The 23,359-nt window shown below is 39.3% G+C and carries 24 protein-coding genes; 15 read left to right on the top strand and 9 right to left on the bottom strand.

Annotation, left to right across the window (positions count from 1 at the left end; genetic code table 11):
* Positions 1 to 31 precede the first annotated feature (31 nt).
* From JL53_RS11115 to JL53_RS15395, 15 genes are all read left to right on the top strand, one after another.
* A complete protein-coding gene (locus JL53_RS11115; protein ID WP_003720327.1) occupies positions 32 to 1,027 on the top strand; it encodes an aldo/keto reductase in 996 nt (331 codons plus the stop codon).
* Positions 1,028 to 1,191: 164 nt separating this feature from the next.
* On the top strand, positions 1,192 to 1,923 hold the full coding sequence (locus tag JL53_RS11110; RefSeq protein ID WP_038407645.1) for a GntR family transcriptional regulator: 732 nt from the start codon (positions 1,192 to 1,194) through the stop codon (positions 1,921 to 1,923).
* A gap of 2 nt (positions 1,924 to 1,925) precedes the next feature.
* Positions 1,926 to 2,627, top strand: coding sequence for a GntR family transcriptional regulator (locus JL53_RS11105; protein WP_003720325.1), 702 nt, complete (start codon positions 1,926 to 1,928; stop codon positions 2,625 to 2,627).
* Positions 2,628 to 2,646: 19 nt separating this feature from the next.
* Complete coding sequence (locus JL53_RS11100) at positions 2,647 to 3,114, top strand: PTS sugar transporter subunit IIB (RefSeq protein WP_012986105.1); 468 nt, start codon at positions 2,647 to 2,649, stop codon at positions 3,112 to 3,114.
* Between the two features lie 22 nt (positions 3,115 to 3,136).
* Positions 3,137 to 3,961 (top strand): PTS mannose/fructose/sorbose/N-acetylgalactosamine transporter subunit IIC, encoded by an 825-nt coding sequence (locus tag JL53_RS11095; RefSeq protein WP_003720323.1) that lies wholly within the window; start codon positions 3,137 to 3,139, stop codon positions 3,959 to 3,961.
* The gene (locus tag JL53_RS11090) at positions 3,942 to 4,763 is read left to right on the top strand and encodes a PTS system mannose/fructose/sorbose family transporter subunit IID (RefSeq protein WP_038407644.1); all 822 of its coding nucleotides are present in this window, start codon (positions 3,942 to 3,944) and stop codon (positions 4,761 to 4,763) included. Before JL53_RS11095 ends, JL53_RS11090 begins: the two co-directional genes overlap by 20 nt.
* A gap of 12 nt (positions 4,764 to 4,775) precedes the next feature.
* On the top strand, positions 4,776 to 5,840 hold the full coding sequence (locus JL53_RS11085) for an SIS domain-containing protein (protein ID WP_038407643.1): 1,065 nt from the start codon (positions 4,776 to 4,778) through the stop codon (positions 5,838 to 5,840).
* 21 nt (positions 5,841 to 5,861) lie between these two features.
* Complete coding sequence (locus tag JL53_RS11080; RefSeq protein WP_038407642.1) at positions 5,862 to 6,857, top strand: SIS domain-containing protein; 996 nt, start codon at positions 5,862 to 5,864, stop codon at positions 6,855 to 6,857.
* A gap of 16 nt (positions 6,858 to 6,873) precedes the next feature.
* Positions 6,874 to 7,290, top strand: a complete 417-nt coding sequence (locus JL53_RS11075) for a PTS sugar transporter subunit IIA (RefSeq protein ID WP_003720320.1) — start codon at positions 6,874 to 6,876, stop codon at positions 7,288 to 7,290.
* A 113-nt stretch (positions 7,291 to 7,403) separates the two neighbouring features.
* Positions 7,404 to 8,351, top strand: a complete 948-nt coding sequence (locus tag JL53_RS11070; protein WP_038407641.1) for a DNA-binding transcriptional repressor DeoR — start codon at positions 7,404 to 7,406, stop codon at positions 8,349 to 8,351.
* Positions 8,352 to 8,414: 63 nt separating this feature from the next.
* Positions 8,415 to 9,086: a deoxyribose-phosphate aldolase gene (gene deoC / locus JL53_RS11065; protein ID WP_038407640.1), complete on the top strand. Its 672-nt coding sequence runs from the start codon at positions 8,415 to 8,417 to the stop codon at positions 9,084 to 9,086.
* A gap of 79 nt (positions 9,087 to 9,165) precedes the next feature.
* Positions 9,166 to 10,176 carry a substrate-binding domain-containing protein gene (locus JL53_RS11060; protein ID WP_003720317.1) on the top strand — a complete coding sequence of 337 codons (1,011 nt, stop codon included), beginning with the start codon at positions 9,166 to 9,168 and terminating at the stop codon, positions 10,174 to 10,176.
* A 135-nt stretch (positions 10,177 to 10,311) separates the two neighbouring features.
* Complete coding sequence (locus JL53_RS11055; RefSeq protein WP_003720316.1) at positions 10,312 to 11,613, top strand: pyrimidine-nucleoside phosphorylase; 1,302 nt, start codon at positions 10,312 to 10,314, stop codon at positions 11,611 to 11,613.
* Between the two features lie 81 nt (positions 11,614 to 11,694).
* Positions 11,695 to 12,249, top strand: a complete 555-nt coding sequence (locus tag JL53_RS15890; protein WP_038407371.1) for a helix-turn-helix domain-containing protein — start codon at positions 11,695 to 11,697, stop codon at positions 12,247 to 12,249.
* Positions 12,132 to 13,088, top strand: a complete 957-nt coding sequence (locus JL53_RS15395; RefSeq protein ID WP_232002132.1) for an IS3 family transposase — start codon at positions 12,132 to 12,134, stop codon at positions 13,086 to 13,088. The genes JL53_RS15890 and JL53_RS15395 overlap by 118 nt, the downstream gene beginning before the upstream one ends.
* A 77-nt stretch (positions 13,089 to 13,165) precedes the next feature.
* On the opposite strand, the gene budA is transcribed toward JL53_RS15395, so the two are convergent.
* The 9 genes from budA to ilvB all read right to left on the bottom strand — a co-directional run bounded on the left by budA (position 13,166) and on the right by ilvB (position 23,349).
* Positions 13,166 to 13,885: an acetolactate decarboxylase gene (budA, locus tag JL53_RS11040; RefSeq protein ID WP_038407639.1), complete on the bottom strand. Its 720-nt coding sequence runs from the start codon at positions 13,883 to 13,885 to the stop codon at positions 13,166 to 13,168.
* A gap of 192 nt (positions 13,886 to 14,077) precedes the next feature.
* Positions 14,078 to 15,346, bottom strand: coding sequence for a threonine ammonia-lyase (ilvA, locus tag JL53_RS11035; RefSeq protein WP_038407638.1), 1,269 nt, complete (start codon positions 15,344 to 15,346; stop codon positions 14,078 to 14,080).
* Positions 15,347 to 15,364: 18 nt separating this feature from the next.
* Positions 15,365 to 15,946, bottom strand: a complete 582-nt coding sequence (leuD, locus tag JL53_RS11030; RefSeq protein ID WP_003720313.1) for a 3-isopropylmalate dehydratase small subunit — start codon at positions 15,944 to 15,946, stop codon at positions 15,365 to 15,367.
* Positions 15,933 to 17,321, bottom strand: coding sequence for a 3-isopropylmalate dehydratase large subunit (leuC, locus tag JL53_RS11025; RefSeq protein ID WP_003720312.1), 1,389 nt, complete (start codon positions 17,319 to 17,321; stop codon positions 15,933 to 15,935). The genes leuD and leuC overlap by 14 nt, the downstream gene beginning before the upstream one ends.
* Positions 17,322 to 17,323: 2 nt before the next feature.
* Positions 17,324 to 18,376 carry a 3-isopropylmalate dehydrogenase gene (leuB, locus tag JL53_RS11020; protein WP_003720311.1) on the bottom strand — a complete coding sequence of 351 codons (1,053 nt, stop codon included), beginning with the start codon at positions 18,374 to 18,376 and terminating at the stop codon, positions 17,324 to 17,326.
* A 1-nt stretch (position 18,377) separates the two neighbouring features.
* Positions 18,378 to 19,916 carry a 2-isopropylmalate synthase gene (locus tag JL53_RS11015; protein WP_038407637.1) on the bottom strand — a complete coding sequence of 513 codons (1,539 nt, stop codon included), beginning with the start codon at positions 19,914 to 19,916 and terminating at the stop codon, positions 18,378 to 18,380.
* Between the two features lie 156 nt (positions 19,917 to 20,072).
* Positions 20,073 to 21,068 (bottom strand): ketol-acid reductoisomerase, encoded by a 996-nt coding sequence (gene ilvC / locus JL53_RS11010; protein WP_003720309.1) that lies wholly within the window; start codon positions 21,066 to 21,068, stop codon positions 20,073 to 20,075.
* 67 nt (positions 21,069 to 21,135) lie between these two features.
* Positions 21,136 to 21,627 carry an acetolactate synthase small subunit gene (gene ilvN / locus JL53_RS11005; protein WP_003748709.1) on the bottom strand — a complete coding sequence of 164 codons (492 nt, stop codon included), beginning with the start codon at positions 21,625 to 21,627 and terminating at the stop codon, positions 21,136 to 21,138.
* On the bottom strand, positions 21,628 to 23,349 hold the full coding sequence (gene ilvB / locus JL53_RS11000) for a biosynthetic-type acetolactate synthase large subunit (RefSeq protein WP_038407636.1): 1,722 nt from the start codon (positions 23,347 to 23,349) through the stop codon (positions 21,628 to 21,630).
* Positions 23,350 to 23,359: the final 10 nt, after the last annotated feature.

The raw sequence follows: 23,359 nt of genomic DNA, 5'->3' as shown, positions 1-23,359 counted from the left end.
ATAGATAGGATAAATAAAGGAGGAAAAGTGAATGGAATATGTAAAATTTGGAAATACTGGGATGGACGTTTCAAAAATTTGCCTAGGAACAATGGGATTTGGTGACAAAGAAAAATGGGTGCATAAATGGGTTTTAGACGAAGAGAATAGTCGACCAATTATAAAAAAAGCGCTAGATTTAGGAATTAACTTCTTTGATACAGCAAATATTTATTCCTATGGGGAAAGTGAAAAAATTGTTGGTCGAGCCTTGAAAGATTATGCTAGTAGGGATGATATTGTACTTGCCACTAAGGTACATTCTACAATGCGACCAGGTCACCCGAATAGCAGTGGTTTATCTAGAAAAGCAATTTTGAGTGAAATTGATCAAAGCTTAAAACGTTTAGAAACAGATTATGTTGATTTATATATCATTCATCGTTTTGATGAAAATACACCAATTGAAGAAACAATGGAAGCGATGCATGATGTTGTGAAGTCAGGGAAAGCTCGTTATATTGGTGCTAGTGCAATGTATGCTTGGCAATTCCAAAAAGCACAACGCGTTGCTGAAAAAAATGGTTGGACAAAATTTGTTTCGATGCAAAATCATTATAATTTGATTTACCGCGAAGAAGAACGGGAAATGATTCCGTTTTGTCGGGATGAAAAAATTGCGATAACACCATATAGCCCGCTTGCTTCTGGAAGGCTAACTCGTGACTTTGCTGAAACTACTTATCGGTCAGAAACGGATGCCGTTCAAAAATCTAAATATGATGGTACTCAAGATTCAGACAAAGGAATTATCGAGCGTGTGGCTGAATTAGCGGAGAAACATCAAGTGACCAGAGATAAAATTGCTCTAGCTTGGATGTTAACTAAACAAGGAATTACTTCTCCAATTATCGGAGCACAAAAAGAAAGACATCTGGAAAGTGCAGTAGCAGCACTTGATATTAAACTTTCGGAAACAGAAGTAGGCTACTTAGAAGAACTATATATTCCCCATCCAGTGGTCGGAGCATTGCCGATAAAAAAATAATTTAACTAGTCAAGATGAAGTTGCCGTATGCGCTTCATCTTTTTTTATTTTAAAATACTATTGACAACTCTTATGCAACCGTTTACAATAAGGTGGTATTAAAAAACGATTAACCTATATCTTTTTCTAAGCCGGATAGATATGGATAAATAAGAGGTGTAGCTATGGAATACAAAGATTTATCGCCTGCTGTACAGAGTGAAGAACAATTAAGGCAACTCATTCAAGAAAAGACAGCAAGGGGCGAATTAGATTTTCCGTCCGAAAGAACACTTGAAGCGGAATTAGGAGTAAGTAGAACCACGTTAAGAAGGTCACTTGATACCCTTGAAAAAGAAGCAGTCATCCAAAAAAGAAGTCGTAAAGGAATTGCAATTAATCCAAAACAAACGATTAATATTTTGAAGATGAATTCAATGAGTAGCCAGTTGCCATCTGACCAAACTGTTACTGTACTTTCGAGTGAAATAACAAAAGGTGTCAAAGAAGTAAACCATTTTTTAACAACAGACATAAAAAATTCGCTTTATAACTTGGTCAGATTGCGGAACGTTGAAGGAAGACCTTTTTCTTATGAAATATCGTATCTAGATAGCGCACGTTTTCCAGGAATTGAACAAATAGATTTAAATAACACATCGCTTTACCATGTGTTAGAAGAACACTTCCAGATAAAACCTACATATGGACGCGAGGAATTACGCTTTGTATCAGCGAATGAAGACTTGGCAGATGTGTTAAAAGTCAAAGAGCAAACACCGCTTTTTGAAGTAGTGAGTAAGGCATTTGACCAAAATGACGAGCCGTTTGAGTACAGTAAACAATATCTAATTGGTGATCAAATTAAGTATAAAATCAACGCGAAAAATATATTTGATTACTTGGAGGATGAGTGAAGATGAGCGCTAAAAAGCCACTATTCGAAGTGATAGCTTACGAGTTAAGAGAGAAAATTAATCGCGATGAATATAAAGCGGGAATGCTTATGCCGAGTGAATCAGAACTGCAAGAAATTTTTTCTAGTAGCAGGACTACGATTCGTCGAGCTGTTGATTTATTAGTCGCGGAAGGCTTAGTTGTACGTAAAAATGGCATTGGCTTATATGTCGAACCAAAATTAACTGCGCAAAACATTTTAGAAATGACAGGCGTTATGAAAAATGATACCAAGGAAGATGCCAAGAAAGATATTAAAGATTTTTATGTTCGCAAAGCCGGCACTTTCTACGCGGAAAAGTTTGGCATAAAAGAAAACGAACTAGTTTATTCCGTTAAATTTATTCAAAAGAATGAACACACTGTTACGCTTGATCGCTTGATTTTACCACTCGGTTTATATCCTGATTTACAAGTAAAAGATCTTCACATTATCAACATTATCGAACTTGTTAATTCGGGTAAATATAAATTATTTGAGCTTGAGCAGGAACTTCAACTTGTTTTAGCTGGCAATGAGCAAATGAAATATATGCATTTAAAAGAAAATGATCCTGTTTTTAAACTAAGTAGTCTTTTTTATGCCGAAAATCAATTGCCTATTGCTATTCAATATCATTATGAAGATGCTGAGTCAACCAAATATGTAGTTGATTTTAACTAAGAAAAAGGAGGAAAAGAAAATGATTCAATTTCTACGTGTAGATCACCGTTTACTTCATGGGCAAGTAGCAGTTTCCTGGTTTAATGCATTAGATGTTAATACAATTTTAGTGGCAAATGATGGGGTGGCTGCAGATGATTTTCGTAAATCTGCTATTCGTCTTGCTAAACCCGAAGCTGCAAAACTAGTGATGAAGAGTATTGACGAAAGTATTGCTTCCATCAATTCAGGTGTTACCGACAAATATAATTTATTAGTTGTGGTGGAATCAGTTGGAGACGCTTACAAATTAATAAAAGGAACAAATGGTAAGATTCCAATGCTGAATTTAGGCGGCACAAAACAAAGAGAAGGAACAACCAATTTCTCGAAAGCAATCAATTTAACTGCCGAAGAAGTAGAAAAACTACAAGAACTACAAAAAGACGCTATTGATGTTTTCATGCAACAAGTACCGAATGAGAAAAAAGTGAATTTTGAAGCATAAAAAACGAAAGAAGGGATAAATTATGGAACAATTAGGAACAGCGCTTTTGCTTGCACTCGCAGCCATGCTTGCAAATGGTGAGTATTTGTTTGGTTCATCAATGTTATCGCGGCCACTTGTAACATGTACACTTGCAGGGTTAATTATGGGTGATGTGCAGATGGGGATTGTTATGGGAGCGACTTTAGAATTAGCTTTTGTAGGTTCATTTTCCATTGGCGCATCCATTCCACCAGAAATTATTTCAGGGAGTATTTTAGGGACAGCATTTGCCATTTCTACGGGCGAAAGTACAGCAGTAGCACTTGCACTTGGTATTCCAATCGCTTCATTAGTATTAGTTGTTAAAAATTTATGTTTCATTTTTGTATTACCTTATTTTGTACATAAGGCAGATAAGTATGCTTTAGAGGGTAATTCAAAAGGGATAAGTCGAATGCAGCTCTTGGGTGGTTTCTTATCTATCAATTTACCAATCGGGATTATTGTTGCCACATCTTATCTTGTTGGTAGCCCCGTTATCCAAAATGTCCTTGATGCAATTCCAGCTTTTGTTATTGCTGGCTTAGGCATTGCAACTGGTTTATTACCAGCTTACGGTTTTGCTTTACTTCTCAAATTAATGGTAAACAAAAAGAATGCGGTATTTTTCGTTTTTGGTTTTGCACTCGCAGTTTATTTAAAAGTACCAGTTACAGGAGTAGCCATTTTTGGCGCTTGTTTAGCACTTATTTTGACAGGCTACGCTACACTTAAAAATAATGATCACAACGGACCAAGCGGAGGTAACAGAGAACCAGCACTTGCTAATGATGGAGGGATAAACTATGAAGATGAAGAGTTCTGATGTACTAACGAAAAAAGATTTAATGAAAGTTTTTTGGCGCTCGTTCACGATGGAATGGTCATGGAACTATGAACGACAATCCAACATGGGTTATGGCTTTTCGATGCTACCAGCACTGAACAAAATCTTGAAGAATGACAAAGAAAAACGAATTTCGTCTTATCAAAGGCATTTAGAATTTTATAATGTGACACCATGGCTTTCTACTTTTCCACTTGGGATTTCGATTGCAATGGAAGAACAATCAGCGAAAGATGAGACATTTGATACAGATTCTATCAATAATATCAAAGTAGCGTTGATGGGACCACTAAGCGGTATTGGTGATTCCTTTTTCTGGGGAACATTACGAGTTATCGCAACTGGGATTGGAACTTCACTTGCATTACAAGGAAATATTTTAGGACCGATTTTGTTCCTTCTTATTTTCAATATTCCAGCTATTCTGACTCGTTATTATGGTTTATTCATTGGTTACAATATTGGTGCAAACTTTATTGAAAAAATCCAAAAGACTGGGTTGATGGATAAATTATCTTACGGCGCGTCGATTATTGGTTTAGGTGTTGTTGGAGCTATGGTCGCCACGATGGTTAACATCAATATGCCAATGAAATTTGGTTCAGGAGATGAAGCCGTAACGGTTCAAAGTGTTTTCGACGGTATCGTCCCTGGGATTTTAGCGTTAGCATTTACATTCTTTATTTTTTGGTTAGATAAAAAAGGTTTGAAAGCACATTGGATTCTGCTATTAATCGCAGGAATTGGTATTTTAGGTGCTTATACAGGCTTATTAAAATAAGTAGGTGAAGTAATGAAAAATATGGATTATTACATTAGGTCAGAACAAGCGGTTTATCAGCATATTATAGAAAATCGTAAAGTACTTTTACAAGAGTTACTCGAAATGAAACATCAAGATTATCGAGCTGTCGTTATTTTTGCAACAGGATCTAGTTCGAATGCGGCCTTTGCAGCAGAGCTTTATATGAGCGCAAAACTACAAATTCCAGTTTATGTGGAAGAGCCATCTGTTTCGGCAAATTATATGTTGCATCTGAATAAAGACACATTGTACATCGCCATTTCGCAAGGTGGGCATAGTTACTCAACTATTCATGTAGTGGAGGAAATTGAACGCAGCGGTGGAACAGTCTTCACACTCACAAGCGATTTAGAAAGTCCAATCGCTAAAAAAGCAACCAATGTAATTAGTATGGGAATGGATAAGGAAGAGATGCCTTATGTCACGCTTGGCTATAGCGCCACCATCCTTATTTTAAACCTATTAGCGCTTGAAATGGCAGAGTTACAAGGAAAAGTCCAAGCTATTGATTACGAAACTGATCTTAGTGAAATCGAAATAATTGCTCATGAGTTACCCCAAGTTATTGAAAAAGCAGCAAGTTGGGTTGATACGCATACTGCGGAATTAATGGAAGCAAAACGAATCTTTTTCATCGGATACGGTGCGGCATATGGGGTTGCTCGTGAGGGAGAAACAAAGGTAACAGAAACCATTCGTATCACGGCTTTTGGTAAGGAATTAGAAGAGTACATGCATGGCCCGTATATCGGTTTAGCACCAGAAGATTATATTATTTTCATCGAACCACAAGGACTGCTTGAAAATAGAGCCGACAAATTAAAAAATTTTTTAGCAGGGCATGTTGAAAAAGTTCGGACAATCTATGCTGGGGTAGGTAAAAAAGAAACAGCTGATTTAGCGCTTAATTTGCAAGTGAATGAGCTACTTACTCCGCTATTTATGACGATTCCGGTCCATTTATTATCTTTTAAAATCTCTCAAGAAAAAAATGTAAACCTAGAAATATCTGCTTTTCCAGAATTTGATGAAATAACAAAATCCAAAATATAAAATAGAAAGTGGGAATGAATCGTGTTAAAGTTTGATGAACAAAAAGTGTTGGAAAATATGGAAGGGGCGTTAAAATTACGTCCACAAATTAATGAAATAGTTGATGAAATTCAAAATCGTGGTTTCAGTAATATTTGCTGGCTCGGAATTGGTGGAACTTATGCGTCTGCCATGCAAGCGGTTGTTCATATGAAAGAAAAAACAGCACTTGAAACTTTTTATGAAAATGCAGCAGTGTTTTTAACAACTGGAAATAAACGAGTGACAAAAGATACGTTAGTTGTCATTTCGTCTGTCACAGGTAGCACGGAAGAAGTAGTAGACGCCGTAAAAAAATGTAATGAAATTGGTGCAACCGTATTCGGATTCATTGATAAAAGTGAGGCAGAACTTGCGAAATTGGTGGACCACTTAATTTCTTATCCATTAAACGAACAACTGAAATTCTTCATGGTCGCTGATCGGTTCATGTACTTAGCAGGAGAATTTGACGAGTATGATGAATTTTACGATGAAATGGATCAACATTTTGCCAAAGGGATTGTAGCGGTAGAAAAATCAGCGGACGAATTTGGAAAAGCTTTTGCGCAGAAACACCACCAAGATGACATTCACTATTTTGTTGGAGCGGGAAATCAGTGGGGCGCAACTTATTCATACGCAATGTGTTACTGGGAAGAACAACACTGGATTAAAACAAAATCAATTGAAGCGCATGAATTTTTCCACGGAATGTTTGAAATTGTCGAACACGATACACCTGTAACTATTTATGTAACAGAAGATAGCCAGCGCTCGCTTAGTGAACGAGTAGTGAAATTCATTCCACAAATTTGTGCTAATTACACGGTGATTGACGCTAAAGATTATGAGCTACCAGGGATTTCACCAAAATTCAGAGGAGCACTTTCACCATTTATTATCCATGCAGTCAATAATCGAATTGATGTCCATGTGGAGCAAATTAACTGCCATCCAATGGAAATTAGAAGATATTATCGTCAGCTAGACTATTAAAAAGGCGGTTTGGGAAATGAAAGCAATTTTTGTTTGCACACACGGGAATGCCGCAAAAGAATTAATTCATTCAGCTGAAATGATTTGCGGTATTCAAGAAAATACAAGTTTTGTATCGTTTGATGAAGGTGAATCAGCTGAAAATCTACAGACGAAAATAGTCGCTGAAGTGGAAAAACTCGATTTGACAGAAGGGATTTTATTTCTAACTGATTTAAAAGGTGGTACCCCGTTCAATGTTTTAGTTCAGCTTTTAGCGGATTATCACCAAACAGAACTTGTCACCGGAGTCAATATCCCGTTGTTACTAGAAGTGTTTTTAGGTAGAGCAACATTTACTTTAGCTGAACTAGCAAAACAAGCAACTGACACAGGCAAGTTGGGGATTTATCAATATGTCACCCCGGTGGAAGAAGTAGAAGAAGATTTTTAGAGAAAAGCAGGAATTCTTTAAGAGGATTTCTGCTTTTTAATGTTCGAGCCATTTTAACCTCGAACTCTACTCATTCTTGCGTTATACTAAAAAGAAAAAGCAGGAGGGATGAAATGGACAAACAAAAAGAACAGCTTAGTGTGGAAGTTGCGAGACTATACTACCAAGCGGATTTTAGCCAACAAGAAATTGCTGCTAAGCTTGGAGTATCTCGACCAACCGTTTCCAGATTACTACAAAATGCGAAAATAAAAGGCTATGTTAAAATCGAAGTTCAAGATCCATTTGCGAATCTCACGGAGCTTGCAATGGGCTTAAAAGAAAAATACCAACTTAAAAATGTCTCCGTTGCTTTTAGTCAAACAAACGATTATTTAGAAATAACGAAACAAATTAGTCAAAATGCGGCGGAATATTTAACGGAAATTATTCGCGACAAGGATATTTTAGGTGTAAGTTGGGGCACAACCATGTACAAAATCGCTCAAAAACTTACACCGTCTAAAGCAGAAATGGAGATCGTTCAGCTAAAAGGTGGTGTTAGTCATTCAGATGTTAATACGTATGCTGCGGAAACTTTAGCGCTGTTTGGGGCTGCTTTCGACACAGCACCAGTTTCTTTGCCGCTCCCTGTTGTCTTAGATAATCCAGTAACAAAAAAAATGGTCGAGGCAGATAGACACATAGAAAATATTATTGATCTTGGGAAAAAAGCGAATGTGGCTATTTTTACAGTTGGTACAGTTCGTGATGAAGCATTACTCTTTCGACTTGGTTATTTTTCAGAGGAAGAAAAAAGGCGCTTGAAAGAAAAAGCAGTTGGTGATATTTGTTCGAGATTCTTTGATATTAATGGAGAACTTGCCGATTGGAAAATGGATGAGCGAACTATCGGTATTAACTTGCAAGATTTAAAACAAAAAGAAACAGCAATCCTTGTGGCAGGAGGCGAACGGAAATTAAAAGCAATCCATGGTGCGCTTCGAGGGGGCTATGCAAATCACTTCATTACAGACCAATTCACAGCAAAAAAACTCATTGAACAAAATTTCAATGATTAATTTACAAATGTTCTGTGTTGCGATATGATATAGACAAATTGAATTATAAAGGAGTTTTTTGAAATGAATATGGCTAAAATGATTGACCATACAGCTTTGAAACCAGACACAACAAAAGAACAAATTTTAACATTAACAAAAGAAGCGAAAGAATTCGGCTTTGCTTCCGTTTGCGTGAATCCAACATGGGTGAAATTAGCTGCAGAACAATTGGCAGGTGCTGAATCAGTTGTTTGTACCGTTATTGGTTTCCCGCTTGGAGCAAATACGCCAGAAGTAAAAGCGTTTGAAGTAAATGACGCAATCAAAAATGGTGCAAAAGAAGTCGATATGGTTATTAATATCGCAGCTTTAAAAGACAAAAATGATGAATTAGTGGAACGCGACATCCGTGCTGTAGTTGAAGCGGCAAAAGGCTATGCGCTAGTTAAAGTTATTATCGAAACATGCCTGTTAACAGATGAAGAAAAAGTTCGCGCTTGTGAAATCGCTGTGAAAGCAGGAACAGACTTCGTTAAAACATCTACTGGATTTTCAACTGGTGGAGCAACTACAGAAGATATTGCTCTAATGCGCAAAACAGTTGGACCAAATATCGGCGTCAAAGCTTCTGGAGGAATTCGTACCAAAGAAGACGTCCGCAAAATGATTGAAGCCGGCGCAACTCGAATCGGAGCAAGCGCAGGAGTCGCAATCGTTTCCGGCGAAAAACCAGCTAAACCAGATAATTACTAATTTTCTATGAAATCCCTTTATTAATCTTCTTAAGTATGGCAAAATAAGGAGAATAGATTATCTGACTGGGGGAGTTTAAATGGCTGCAACCATCCGCGAAATAGCAGAAAAAACAGGCGTTTCGATTACGACAATTTCTCAAATTTTGAATGGTAAAGGAGAACGATTTAGCGATTTAACTCGCGCGAAAGTTCTTAAAACTGCAAAAGAAATGTCCTACAAACCCAATTTTTTTGCTAAAAACATGATTGTTAGTCATACCAAGACGATTGGAATGATTGTCCCCGAAGTCACCGACCCATTTTTTTCGCAAATGGTTAAAGGGGCGGAAGACTACTTAAACAAAAATGGTTATATGATTATGCTTTGCAACTCTTCCAACGATAAAACACGCGAAGATTTATATGTAGAAGAATTATTACACCGGGCTGTCGATGGTTTAATTATCGCCAGCCCTAATATTCTGCTTTCTGGCGTTATTGATCGGATGGAAGAAAAGCGTGCTCCCTATATTCTACTAGATCGCCAGCGGAATCCGAGACCAGAAGGTAACATCGCGATTGATGATTTTAAAGGGGGATTCATGGCAACAGAACATTTGATAAAACTTGGTCATACGCGAATTGGTATAATTATTTCAGATACTTCTTTTTATAATGTACATGAACGTTATGAAGGTTATTTAGCATGTATGAAAGAATACAACCTCATTGTACAAGAAGGATGGATTGTTAGTGGCGATCAAACGATGAATGCTGGTTACCTAGCGACGCAAAAACTATTAAAAGAAAACATTACTGCTATTTTTGCGACCAATGATTTAATGGCAATGGGGACGTACCGTGCTGCTCTAGAAAAAGGTTTACACGTGCCAGAAGACCTAAGTGTGATTGGTTTTGATGACATTGAACTTTCCGAGTATATGACACCACCACTCACGACAATCCGTCAACCAATTTACGGTATTGGCGAAATTGCCGCAGAACTTTTACTGGAAAATATTCAAAACCCAACGGAGAAATTGGAGAATCGGTTACTCGATATTTCTTTAATCAATCGAAGTAGCACAAAAAGTATTGACAATCAGTGAGTGAGTAGGATATAGTGAGCATGTTAAGTACATGTTCCTGTTTAGTAAAACGGTTTACTGAAAAAGTGTAACCGTTCTCAAAAGGAATACATAGAATAATGCTAAAGTGGACGAAAAAGAAAGGGTGACGGAGAAATGAGAATGGTGGATATTATTTCCAAAAAGAGAGATGGTAAAGCTTTATCAACCGAAGAAATTCAGTTTTTTATTGATGGGTATACAAATGGGGAAATTCCAGATTATCAAGCAAGTGCTCTAGCCATGGCCATCTTTTTCCGAGATATGAATGATGAGGAGCGCGCTGATTTAACAATGGCGATGGTTGGCTCTGGTGATACAATCGATTTATCCGCTATTGAAGGAATCAAAGTCGATAAACATAGTACAGGGGGGGTAGGCGATACTACAACACTCGTTCTTGCCCCACTAGTTGCAGCAGTTGGCGTTCCAGTTGCAAAAATGTCCGGTCGTGGCTTAGGTCATACTGGTGGAACTATTGATAAACTAGAATCAATCGCAGGCTTCCACATTGAACTAGATAAAAAAGATTTTATTAAGTTAGTCAATCGCGATAAAGTAGCCGTTATTGGTCAATCAGGCAATTTGACTCCTGCTGATAAAAAAATGTACGCGCTTCGTGATGTAACAGGAACCGTTAATTCCATCCCGTTAATCGCCAGCTCGATTATGAGTAAAAAAATTGCTGCCGGTGCAGACGCTATCGTACTTGATGTGAAAACAGGTGCAGGAGCTTTCATGAAAACCGATGAAGATGCCGAAAATCTAGCTCATGCAATGGTTCGAATCGGCAATAATGTCGGTCGTAATACAATGGCCGTTATTTCTGACATGTCTCAACCACTTGGTGAAGCAATCGGAAATGCTTTAGAAGTAAAAGAAGCCATCGACACATTAAAAGGGCAAGGTCCAGAAGACTTAACTGAATTAGTTCTTGTACTCGGAAGTCAAATGGTCGTGCTTGCTAAAAAAGCAGAAACATTAGATGAAGCTCGTGCTAAGCTCATCGAAGTAATCGAAAACGGTGCTGCATTAGAGAAATTTAAAACCTTCCTTTCGAACCAAGGTGGTGACGCAAGCATTGTCGATCATCCGGAAAAACTTCCGCAAGCAAAATACCAAATCGAAGTACCAGCAAAAACATCCGGCTTTGTGAGCAAAATTATCGCTGACGAAATTGGAATTGCGGCAATGATCTTAGGTGCTGGTCGCGCAACAAAAGAAGACGAAATTAATCTAGCAGTCGGTTTAATGCTTCGTAAAAAAGTAGGCGACCCTGTCAAAGCAGGCGAACCACTAGTAACCATTTTTGCCGACCAAGAAGATGTTGAAAACGTCAAAGCGAAGATCTATGAAAACATTGAAATCGCCGACCACGCAACTGCTCCAACGCTTATTCATAAAGTGATTACAGAATAAAAAAAGCACCAAAGTTAATTAAATTATGTAGTGCGCCCCCAAAGTTAGACCAAAAAATCTAACTTTGGAGGCGTATTTTAATTGGCTAAATATGATGATGGATTCAAGAGAAAAGTAGTGGAAGCTTACCAAAACAGCGAAGGTGGTTATGGCACACTCGCTCAGCGCTTTGGTATATCACATTTTTCTCTGGTTAGAAAATGGGTGAAGATTGTAGAGAAACGGGGGTTTGAAGCATTACAAAGGCGAAGAACGAAACAACATTACACTTCCCAATTCAAGCAAAATGTCCTACACTATTACTTAAATAGCGGTGACTCTTACCTGGATGTTGCCTTGCAGTATGGTTTGCCTTCAGGGGATTTACTTCAAAGTTGGCATCAAAAATTTCTGCGAGAAGGCATCGAAGGTCTTTCACCAAAACAGAAAGGACGACCTTCGATGTCCAAGAAAAAGAAACAAATTCAGCCCAAGAAACCCATGACACGGGAACAAGCATTAGAACGAGAAAACGAATTATTACGTGCAGAACTTGCTTTTATAAAAAAGCTCCGCGCTTTAGGAATGGATGTCCCAGAACGACTCAAGAACGAGATGCCCGAATCATCCACGAACTCCGAAGTGAGTTCCGATTAACGATTCTTCTACAAGCCACAAAATTTCCTAAAGCGACCTACATGTATTGGCAAAAACGATTAGAACAGAAAAATCCAAATGCATCATTAGAGAAAAAGATTCAAGAAATTTTTGATGAGCATCACGGAAACTATGGCTATCGCCGGATTCAACTAGCGTTGAAGGCACAAGGAATAAAGGTCAATCAGAAAAAAGTTCGACGAATTATGGGTAAACTTGGGCTAAAAGGATCCAAGTTTATTCGGAAATCTCGCAGATATAATTCTTACAAAGGAACTATTGGACGAGTGGCAAAAAACCGTATTCGTCGACGTTTTTATACATCCATTCCTCATCAAAAAGTGACCACGGATACATCGGAATTCAAATATTACGAGCGTGATAAAAACAAGCAGCTAGTTATCAAAAAATTGTATTTAGATCCTTTCCTTGATATGTTTAACGGAGAAATTTTATCGTATCGAATTTCTGAGCGTCCCAACGCTAAAGCCATTATGGATGCCCAAAAAGAAGCGATGGACCGTACCGATGATTGCCCCTATCGTCGTACGTTCCACTCTGACCAAGGATGGGCTTACCAAATGAAAGCATACAAAAAGCAGTTAACCAAGCAAAACATCTTTCAAAGTATGTCACGAAAAGGGAATTGTTTTGACAATTCTCCGATGGAGAATTTCTTTGGACTGTTAAAGCAAGAAATGTATTACGGGGTAATTTATGCCAGCTTTAAACAGTTGAAGCAAGCAATAGAAGATTGGATACATTACTACAATCATCATCGAATTAAAACGAAACTTGGTTGTAGTCCTATTCAGTACCGCGAACAGATGACCGCATAAAAAATACCAACCAGATTTCTCTGGTCGGCATTTGGTCTAACTTTTGGGTCTCACTACATTAACTTTGGCGCTTTTTTTTAATTTTCCGCAGCTTCAATCTGCTCCAACATATCCGGTGTACTTAAATCACTTCTAAGAAATTCTGTTGTTTGTGGTAATTGTAATTCGAATTCTGTTTGTTGTGCAACTTCGACGGTTCCTTCTAACATCTCATAGTCAAACACATGACCACCAATTTTACGCATATCATCAATAAAATGAACATGGTAACCAGAGACACCAATTCCGCTAATATAGGCAGGAGTCCAAAAACCAACAATTGTTCCGGTAATGTATTCAAAGTGATAAGTTGGTTGCTCTTTCACTGCTTCAATTAATGGTGGGTAAGGACGCTGCTGTTTTGGTACTACGCGTGTATCAACATACCGGAAGTTCCCAGTCATTTTTACCGCATAAAAAACATTCGGCCCTTGTACTAATTCGGCTATTTGCGCTTCTACATCCTGTTTCAAAGTAGGTTCTGATATTTTAAAGGAGGTATCAGCATCAAAAAAAGTAGTGCTAGCATAAGGTGTTGTGTCTTCTGGTTTTACTTTATATGCTTGCCCGTCCGAACGGATTTGGAAAGCCTCACCATCTAAAATTATTAGTTCCCCGTCAAATTCATCAAGCGTCCCGATACCAAGGTCGCCGTGTTGGAGTAATTCTTTAAAACTAGTTGTTCCACTGAAAAGTCCGCCAACAAGTGCTGCCATAGTAGAATGCTGAAATAATCGATTTTTTCTTACTGCTTCCATAATTGCCACTCCTTGAATTGTTATATATATAAGTCTCGGATTTAATAATACAGTTGTGTTTTGATATTTATATTATACTACTTTATATCCACAAACAAAAGATTTTAAACTATGTTTCATAATAAACTGTTACTATAACAGGTGGATAAACTGTAATATAAAAAAGTCCCTACTAAAAAGCAGGAACCCATTTTACACAAGGAGCGTATAAAGTGTTTGATTGTCATTAATAGGAATGTAGCTAGGATCAAATGCAGCGACGCGTTCAAGTAGACCCTCGTAATCATTTTTGTCTTGGAGGAGCACGCCGATTATAACAGGACCATTACCACGATTCACTTTTTTGGTATATTCAAACTTGGTAATATCATCATGTGGACCTAGCACATCATTAACGAATTCTTTCAGTGCACCTGGTCTTTGCGAAAAGTTAACGATAAAATAGTGTTTTAAACCTTCATGAAGCAAGGAGCGCTCTTCTATTTCTTGCATTCGATTAATATCATTGTTTCCTCCGCTAATGATACAGACAACCGTTTTGTCTTTAATTTCATCCCGATATGTTTCGAGTGCGGCAACGGAGAGGGCGCCAGCTGGTTCGGCGACAATAGCTTGTTTTGTATACATATCTAAAATAGTCGAACAAACAGCCCCTTCTGAAATAGTCGTTACTTCATCTACTAGTACCTTTGCATGCTCAAAAGTTAAATTACCAACTTCTTTTACCGCAGCACCATCAACGAATTTGTCCATTTTATCTAGCTTGACTACTTGGTTTTGTTTGAGTGCTTCTGTCATCGAAGGGGCGCCCTTAGGTTCGACACCGATAATTTTGGTAATCGGACTTTTCGCTTTTAAGTAAGTTGCGACACCGCTAATTAGGCCACCTCCACCAATTCCAGCAAATACATAATCAGCTTGTTCATGCGCCTTGTTTAAATCTGCCACCATTTCGACAGCAAGTGAGCCTTGACCTGCAATAATATCTGGATCATCAAATGGAGGAATAAAGGCTTGACCATGTTCTTCAGCAAATTCTTTGGCCGCCGCCGCGGAAGCATCGAATGTATCACCGATTAAGACAACTTCCACATTTGTTCCACCGAAAAATTTCACTTGAGAGACTTTTTGCTGTGGGGCGGTGGTTGGCATGAAAATGGTTGCGGGAACGCTCATTCGTTTGCACGTATAGGCGACACCTTGCGCGTGGTTTCCTGCACTTGCACAAACCACACCACGTTCTAATTTCTCCGCTGAAAGCCTTGAAATCGCATAAAAAGCCCCTCGCAATTTGAAGGAACGAACGCGCTGTAAATCTTCTCGTTTTAAATACACGTTGCAATGATATTTTTCGGAAAGATAAAAATCATATTCGAGCGGTGTATGTTTGACGACAGATTTTAGCACGTTATAGGCTTGTTCGACATCTTTTTCAGTTACTAATAAATCAACTAATTCCATCATCCTCACTACCTTTTCTTAAATCGAATCGACTTTTTGTTCGTACGCTTTAATTGCATCAATATGTTCAAATGTAATAGCGATATCGTCTAATCCATTTATAAATTTATTTTTCCATGTTGCGTCTATTTCGAAAGGATATCTCCCAACAGAACTAATGACTTCTTGGTTTGGTAAATCAATTGTTACTTGTTCATCGGCCGGGATTTCCGCTAATTTTTCGCGCGTTTCTTTTGGAAGAACGATTGGAAGCACACCATTTTTGGTACAATTCATATAAAAAATGTCACTGTAACTTCCTGCAATAATAACTCGGAACCGGTAATCAAGCAAAGCCCAAGCAGCATGTTCGCGAGAGGAGCCGCAGCCAAAATTATCCCCAGTGATTAAAATCGTTGCTTCTTGGCGATCGGGTGCATTTAGCGGGAAATCTGGATTGGGTTTTCGGTTGGGTAAATAGCGCCAACTATCAAAAAGAAATTCACCAAAACCAGTGCGTTCGATTCGTTTTAAGAAACTTTTCGGAATAATTTGGTCGGTATCAATGTTATTATTCATAAGTGCTACTGTTTTGCCGATGTGTACTTTAATTGCTTCCACTTATAACCGCCTCCTTACGTATATCAATAAAGTGCCCATTAATTGCCGCCGCTGCAGCCATTGCCGGGGAAACAAGATGTGTGCGTGCGCCTTTTCCTTGGCGACCTTCAAAGTTGCGGTTCGAAGTAGAAGCGCAATGAACGCCGTCTGGAACTTGGTCAGGATTCATACCGAGACACATGGAGCAACCAGGTTCGCGCCATTCAAACCCAGCCTCTTTAAATACTTTATCAAGTCCGATAGCTTCTGCGGCATTACGGACTTGGCGAGAACCAGGAACGACGAGTGCACGAATATTATTTTTCACTTTATTTCCTTTAACGATGCGCGCTGCTTCTTCCAAATCAGAGAGTCTGGCATTTGTACAAGAACCGATAAAAACATAACCAAGTTCAATTTGTTCCGCTGTTTGTCCGGGTTTTAGTCCCATATACTCATAAGCTCGTTCATAGTTCATATCTTTAATTTCTGGAAATGCTTTGGAAAAAGGGACGCCCATTTCTGGATTGGTTCCCCAAGTAACATACGGTTCCAAAATGCTTGCGTCCATCTCAATATGAAGGTCATAGCTTGCATCTTCGTCAGTACTAAGTGTTTCCCAGTCACGAATCGCTGCATTCATATCGCTTGGAGCATATTCACGACCACGAACATATTCAAAAGTTGTCGCATCAGGAGCCATCATGCCCATTTTGGCTCCACCTTCAATCGCCATATTACAAATCGTCATCCGTTCTTCCATCGACATATTGCGAATGGTTTCACCGTAATATTCCACCGCATAACCGGTACCAAATGCTACACCATAAGTGGCAATCAAATGTAAAATAATATCTTTTGCATAGACGCCTTTTGGAAGTTTGCCGTTAATTTCAATCCCCATTGATTTTGGTTTTTGTTGCCAAATAGTTTGGGTAGCAAAAACATGTTCCACTTCACTAGAACCAATTCCAAAACCAATTGCTCCAAATGCGCCATGTGTTGCGGTATGAGAATCTCCACAAACAATTACTTTTCCGGGTTGAGTAAGTCCAGTTTCAGGTCCGACCATATGAACGATACCTTGGCGCTCGCTACCCATATCTGCCAGAGTGACACCAAATTCAGCACAATTTGTTTGTAGCGCTTCAATTTGCTTTTTCGCTACAAGGTCTTGGATGTTAAAAATATCTTCAGTTGGAACGTTGTGATCCATTGTTGCGAAGGTTTTATCCGGTCGGCGAAGGGGTCTCTTTTCCATTCGAAGTCCTTCAAACGCTTGAGGAGAAGTTACTTCATGAATCAAATGTAGGTCAACGTATAATAACTGTGGTTCACCTTCTTTGCCATAAATGACGTGGCGATTCCAAAGTTTATCAAATAGTGTTTTCCCCATTGTTATTCTCCTCCTTCAATTTGTTTTAGTACTTCCTTGGTAAAATCAGTAGTAGATGTAGTTCCACCTAAGTCAGCAGTTAAAAATCCAGCTTCCATTGTAGCTGCTGTTGCTTTATCAATCACATCAGCTTCCATAAAAAGTCCGAAAGATTGTCGCAACATCATAGATACGGAAGAAATCATCGACATTGGATTAGCGATATTTTGACCTGCGATATCGGGCGCTGAACCATGAATAGGCTCATATAATGAAGGGCCACTTTCCGCATGACTGGCAGAAGGTAACATACCTAGTGAGCCAGTAATTACAGACGCTTCATCACTTAAAATATCACCGAATAAATTTTCCGTAACAATTACATCAAAAGTAGTTGGCTGTTGTATAAGTATCATCGCTGCAGCATCTACGTATAAATGCTCTAGAGTAATATCTGGATGCTTGCTTGCTACTTCTTCGGCAATTTGACGCCATAATTTACTAGAAGCGAGTACGTTAGCTTTGTCGACCGAAGTCACTTTTTTATTTCTTGTAGCAGCAATCGCGAAGGCTTTTTCGATAATTCGTTCGATTTCTGCTCGCGTATAAGTTAAAGAATCGACTGCTGCATCTTCATCCCAATGTTTTGGCTCACCGAAGTACAAGCCTCCAGTAAGTTCCCGAACAACGATAAAATCAGTACCTTCCACAATATCTTTTTTTAAAGGGGAGAGGTGTGAAATCGAACTTGGAACTTGGATAGGTCGGATGTTAGCGAATAGACCAAGCGCTTTTCTAAGAGCAAGTAAACCATCTTCTGGTCGTTTTGCCGCATTATCCCACTTGGGACCGCCAATTGCACCTAGTAAAATCGCATCGGCATTTTGGCAGGCTTTGAGGGTGGAGTCAGGAATTGGATTTCCAGTAGCATCAATACCTGCCCCACCAAATGGGTGAGCTTCGATTTCAAATGTATGCTGATATTTCTTAGCAATGGCTTGGAGGACTTTTATACCAGCTGTCATAATTTCTGGACCAATACCGTCGCCAGCTAGAGAGGTGATTTTATAAGTCACGTCATTTTACCTCCTCGAAATCAGCTTGGTTGGTGACGGTTTTGCTTTTGCCGGATGCTTGTAAGTAAGCTTTAGCGCTTGCAGTTAATACGTCAAAATCAATTCCGATACCGTGAAATTCAGCGTCGTTAGCATTTTTAACTACAACATGAACTTCTGCTTGTGCATCTTGTCCAGCTGTGATTGCTTGAATGCGGTAATCGGTTAAGGAAATATCTTGTTTCATCAGGCGATTAATCGTGTTATAAATAGCTTCAATACTTCCAGAACCTGTTGCGGCATCTTCTAGAGTAGCGCCGTCTTTTTCCTCAATTCGAACGATAGCACCTTGAACTCCACCAGTAACATATTGGACTTGTAAATGTTTTAATTCAAAGTTATCCGCCGACTCAGAAGACTGACCTAGGATAAGCGCATGAAGGTCTTCTTCGGTTACTTCTTTTTTCGCATCAGCTAGGTGTTTAAAGCGTTTGAAAGCATCTTTTTGTTCTTGTTCGTTAAGGGCATAACCCATTTCTTCCATGCGGGTATTGAAAGCATGTTTACCAGAAAGTTTTCCAAGTGGCAGGGAGTTTTTATCGACGCCAACAAGAGCAGGCGTAATAATTTCGTACGTATCTGGATTTTTTAGCACGCCGTCTTGATGAATGCCGGATTCGTGTGCATAGGCATTTCCACCAATAACCGCTTTATTACGTGGAACAGGCATTCCTGACAACCGACTAATCAAATCACTAGAATTTTTAAATTGATTCAAAACAATGTTCGTTTCTGCTTGATAAAAATCTTTGCGAATATGGAGCGCAACAGCGACTTCTTCTAGTGCAGTATTCCCGGCACGTTCGCCTATACCATTAATTGTTCCTTCGACTCGTGTTGCACCATTTTCGATAGCAGCAAGTGCATTCGCAGTCGCCATACCAAGATCATCATGACAGTGGGAGGCAAAAGTAACGTCATCGAATTGTTTGATTTCCCGGCGCAAGTCTTGGAAAAGTTGACCGAATTCAGTTGGATTTGTGTAACCGACTGTATCTGGAATGTTGATAACAGTTGCCCCTGCATCAATCGCTGTTTGGACAGCTTTGATAAGAAATGCTCGCTCCGTTCGTGTTGCATCTTCTGGTGAAAATTGAACAACATCAAATTTTTGTCTTGCATAACTTACGTGGTGTTTAATGGAAGCAAGTACTTCCGCTCGGCTCATTTTTAATTTGTATTTCATGTGTACATCGCTTGTTGCTAGGAAGATATGTATTTGCGGAGAAACAGCATCTTGAAGTGCTTCCTCTGCTCGGTCGATATCTTCTTCAACACAGCGAGCTAGCCCTGTTACAGAACAATGTTTAATCGCATTTGCAATGGCCTTGACGCATTCAAAATCTCCAGGAGAAGAAATCGGAAAGCCGGCTTCAATTACATCAATCCCGAGTTTTTCGAGTTGTAAGGCGATTTGGATTTTCTCCTTTACGTCAAAATTAACTCCAGGGGTTTGTTCGCCGTCTCGTAGTGTTGTGTCAAAAAACTGGATTTTCTTCATTCGATTTCACCTCTTGTTTTATATTAGATAGGGAAGCTTGGATTTTTCCTGCTTTCAGTATCAGTTTAGGAAAGAAACATTTCTTTCTTAAACTGATAGTGAAAATGGATAAACGGTTGCTAGGCAAGATTTCTCGCCTAGCAATCGTTTTAAGTATTAATGTTGTGGTTTCACAAAAGGCATCATTTCGCGAAGGTTAGCGCCAACTTGTTCGATTTGATGACCTTGTTGTTCGGCGCGCATTCTATGGAACTCTTTAAAGCCATTTTTATTATCATCAATAAAGGCTTTAGCGAAGTTTCCATTTTGAATGTCGGTAAGTACTTCTTTCATTGCTTTTTTCGTGTCTGCTGTAACAACGCGAGGACCAGATACGTAATCACCGTATTCTGCTGTGTTAGAGATGGAGTCACGCATTTTTTCCATGCCGCCTTCATACATCAAGTCAACGATTAATTTCATTTCATGGAGAACTTCGAAATAAGCAAGTTCTGGTTGGTAGCCTGCTTCTACAAGCGTTTCGAACCCAGCTTGGATTAAGTGAGTTGCCCCGCCACAAAGAACAGCTTGTTCACCAAATAGATCTGTTTCGGTTTCTTCTTTGAAAGTAGTTTCGATAACACCGGCTCGAGTGGCACCAATTCCTTTTGCATAAGAAAGGGCAGTGTCACGAGCATTCCCAGTTGCATCTTGATAAATCGCGAATAGGGAAGGGACAGCGCCACCTTCAACAAATGTACGGCGAACGAGATGGCCTGGTCCTTTTGGAGCTACTAAGAAAACATCCACATCGCTCGGTGGGTTAATTACGTCAAAATGGATATTAAAACCATGTGCAAAAACAAGTGCATTGCCAGCTTTTAGGTTAGGTTTAATTTCTTTTTCATAAGTGTCGCCTTGTGTTTCATCTGGTAAAAGAATCATAATGACATCGGCTTTGGCTGCTGCATCGCTAACAGAATATACATCAAAACCATCATTTCTAGCTGTTTCAGCGGATTTTCCTTCACGAATACCGATAATGACTTCATTGCCATTGTCGCGCAAATTTTGAGAATGGGCGTGTCCTTGAGAACCGTATCCGATTACTGCTACTGTTTTACCTTCTAGTGCGTTATTTTTCACTGCATCTTCATAATAAACTTTTGTCATTTTTCCTAACCTCCAACTAATTTCTTTTTATATTTCAGAACACCTGAGTTGCTTGTTCTGTAGGTACTTAATTCATTTTTTTGGCGCTTCGTGTAAAGCCGGTTACGCCAGTTCTTGCCATTTGTTTAATTCCGTAAGGGCGGACGATATCGACAAAGGCGTCGATTTTTTCGCTTGTTCCGGTGACTTGGATGACAACATTTTTTGTGCCGACATCAATCACGGTCGCTCTGAATGGTTCGATAACAGCATTTAGCTCGGAACGCAAGGCGGCGGGGGAGTTAATTTTAATTAAAGCAAGTTCACGTTCAATATGTGCGTCGTCAGTAATATCACTAACTTTAAGCACATCAATTTGTTTATTTAGTTGTTTCGTAACTTGTTCAATTTCGTATAGCGAATCAACATGGACAACGATGGTAATCCGCGAAACATTAGGGATTTCGGTCCAGCCAACAGATATGCTATCAATATTATATTGGCGTCTGGAGATAACCCCAGTAATCCGATTTAGTACGCCAGATGAGTTGTTAACTGTTGCAGTAATAATTCGGCGCATTTATTCCACCCCTTCCATTTGATGATTTGGTTTACCACTTGGAACCATCGGAAGAACTAGTTCATCTTTAGCAACATGAATGTCAATTACAATTGGTCCAGGGTGCGAGAAGGCTTTTCTCAAATCTTTCTCAAGTGTTTCCGGGTTCGTGAGGCGCACACCTTTCACTCCGTAAGCTTCCGCCAGTTTTACAAAATCTGGTTGGCTTGTGAAAATAGAGTGGGAATATCTCTCGCCGTGGAATTTTTCTTGCCACTGACGAACCATTCCTAGCGAGCCGTTATTGATAATGACAGTTTTTACGTTAATTTGATAATCATTTAGTATTGCGAGTTCTTGATTCGTCATCTGGAAGCCGCCATCACCAACAATCGCTACAACCGTTTTATCTGGGAAAGCAAGCTGTGCTCCAACTGCTGCTGGAAAACCAAAGCCCATTGTTCCTAAACCGCCGCTTGTGATAATTTGGTGATCGAACTGGAATGGATAAAACTGTGCGGTCCACATTTGGTGTTGCCCAACATCAGTTGATACAAGCGCCTCGCCTTGCGTAATTTCTCCAATCAATTCAATTACTCGTTGTGGTTTGATTTCTGCTTTTTTCGTCTTATCAAAATGAAAAGGATGACGGTTTTTACGTGTCATATTTAATTTGTACCAATGAGAGGTATCCGGATAAACAGGCAATTCCATTTGAAGTAGTTGCGTAAGTGTTTCATTAATATCAGCAACTATAGGGATTTGGGTTTCAATAATTTTACCGATTTCTGCTGGATCAATGTCGATATGAGCGATAGTTGCTTTAGGCGCGAATTCTTTAGGGGCGCTTGCAAGACGATCGTCAAATCTTGAGCCGAAATTGATAAGCAAATCACAGTCAGTAAGTGCCATATTAGCCGCATAAGAACCGTGCATTCCACCCATTCCTAAAAATAAGTCATGACTTTGCGGGAAACTTCCAAGTCCAAGTAGCGTATTCACGATAGGAATTTGATAGCGCTCAGCAAATTCTAAAAGTTCTGCAGTTGCCCGCGCGTGATTGACTCCTGCGCCTGCAAGGATAAGTGGTTTACTTGCAGCGGATAAAGCTTGCATTAATTTTTCGAGTTGTAGTGGGTTAGGTGAATAAGTCGGTTGATAACCTGGCAAATCAATCGTGTCAGGGCGAACAGCGTCTGTTTGAATAATCCCCATATCTTTTGGAATATCAACGACAACAGGGCCCTTACGTCCGGTATTTGCGATATGAAAAGCTTCATTGACGATTTTTGGTAAGTCCCGAACATCACGTACTTGATAATTGTATTTAGTAATCGGGATGGTTAGGCCAATCATATCGGCTTCTTGGAAAGCATCTTTTCCGATTCCGGGGGTGTGAACTTGTCCGGTGAAAATAACAAGAGGAATCGAGTCGCTCATCGCGTCCGCAATACCAGTTAATACATTAGTTGCTCCCGGACCGCTTGTGACAACAACTACTCCCGGTTTACCTGTAACACGAGCATAACCTTCTGCCGCGTGGATGGCACCTTGTTCATGTCTAGTTAGAATATGAGGTATATCACAGTCATAAAAAGCATCATAAAGAGGTAAGACTGCGCCACCAGGGTATCCGAAAATCATTTCGACATGTTGTTTTTGCAAGGAGTCGATTAATAGTTCTGCACCACTTTTACTTGTTTTTTCTGTCGCATTTTCATTTTTCTTTGTCGTATCAATCACGCTTATCACC

The sequence above is a fragment of the Listeria ivanovii subsp. londoniensis genome, assembly GCF_000763495.1.
Lineage (GTDB): Bacteria > Bacillota > Bacilli > Lactobacillales > Listeriaceae > Listeria > Listeria londoniensis.
This window is presented reverse-complemented; position numbering and strand designations above follow the sequence as displayed.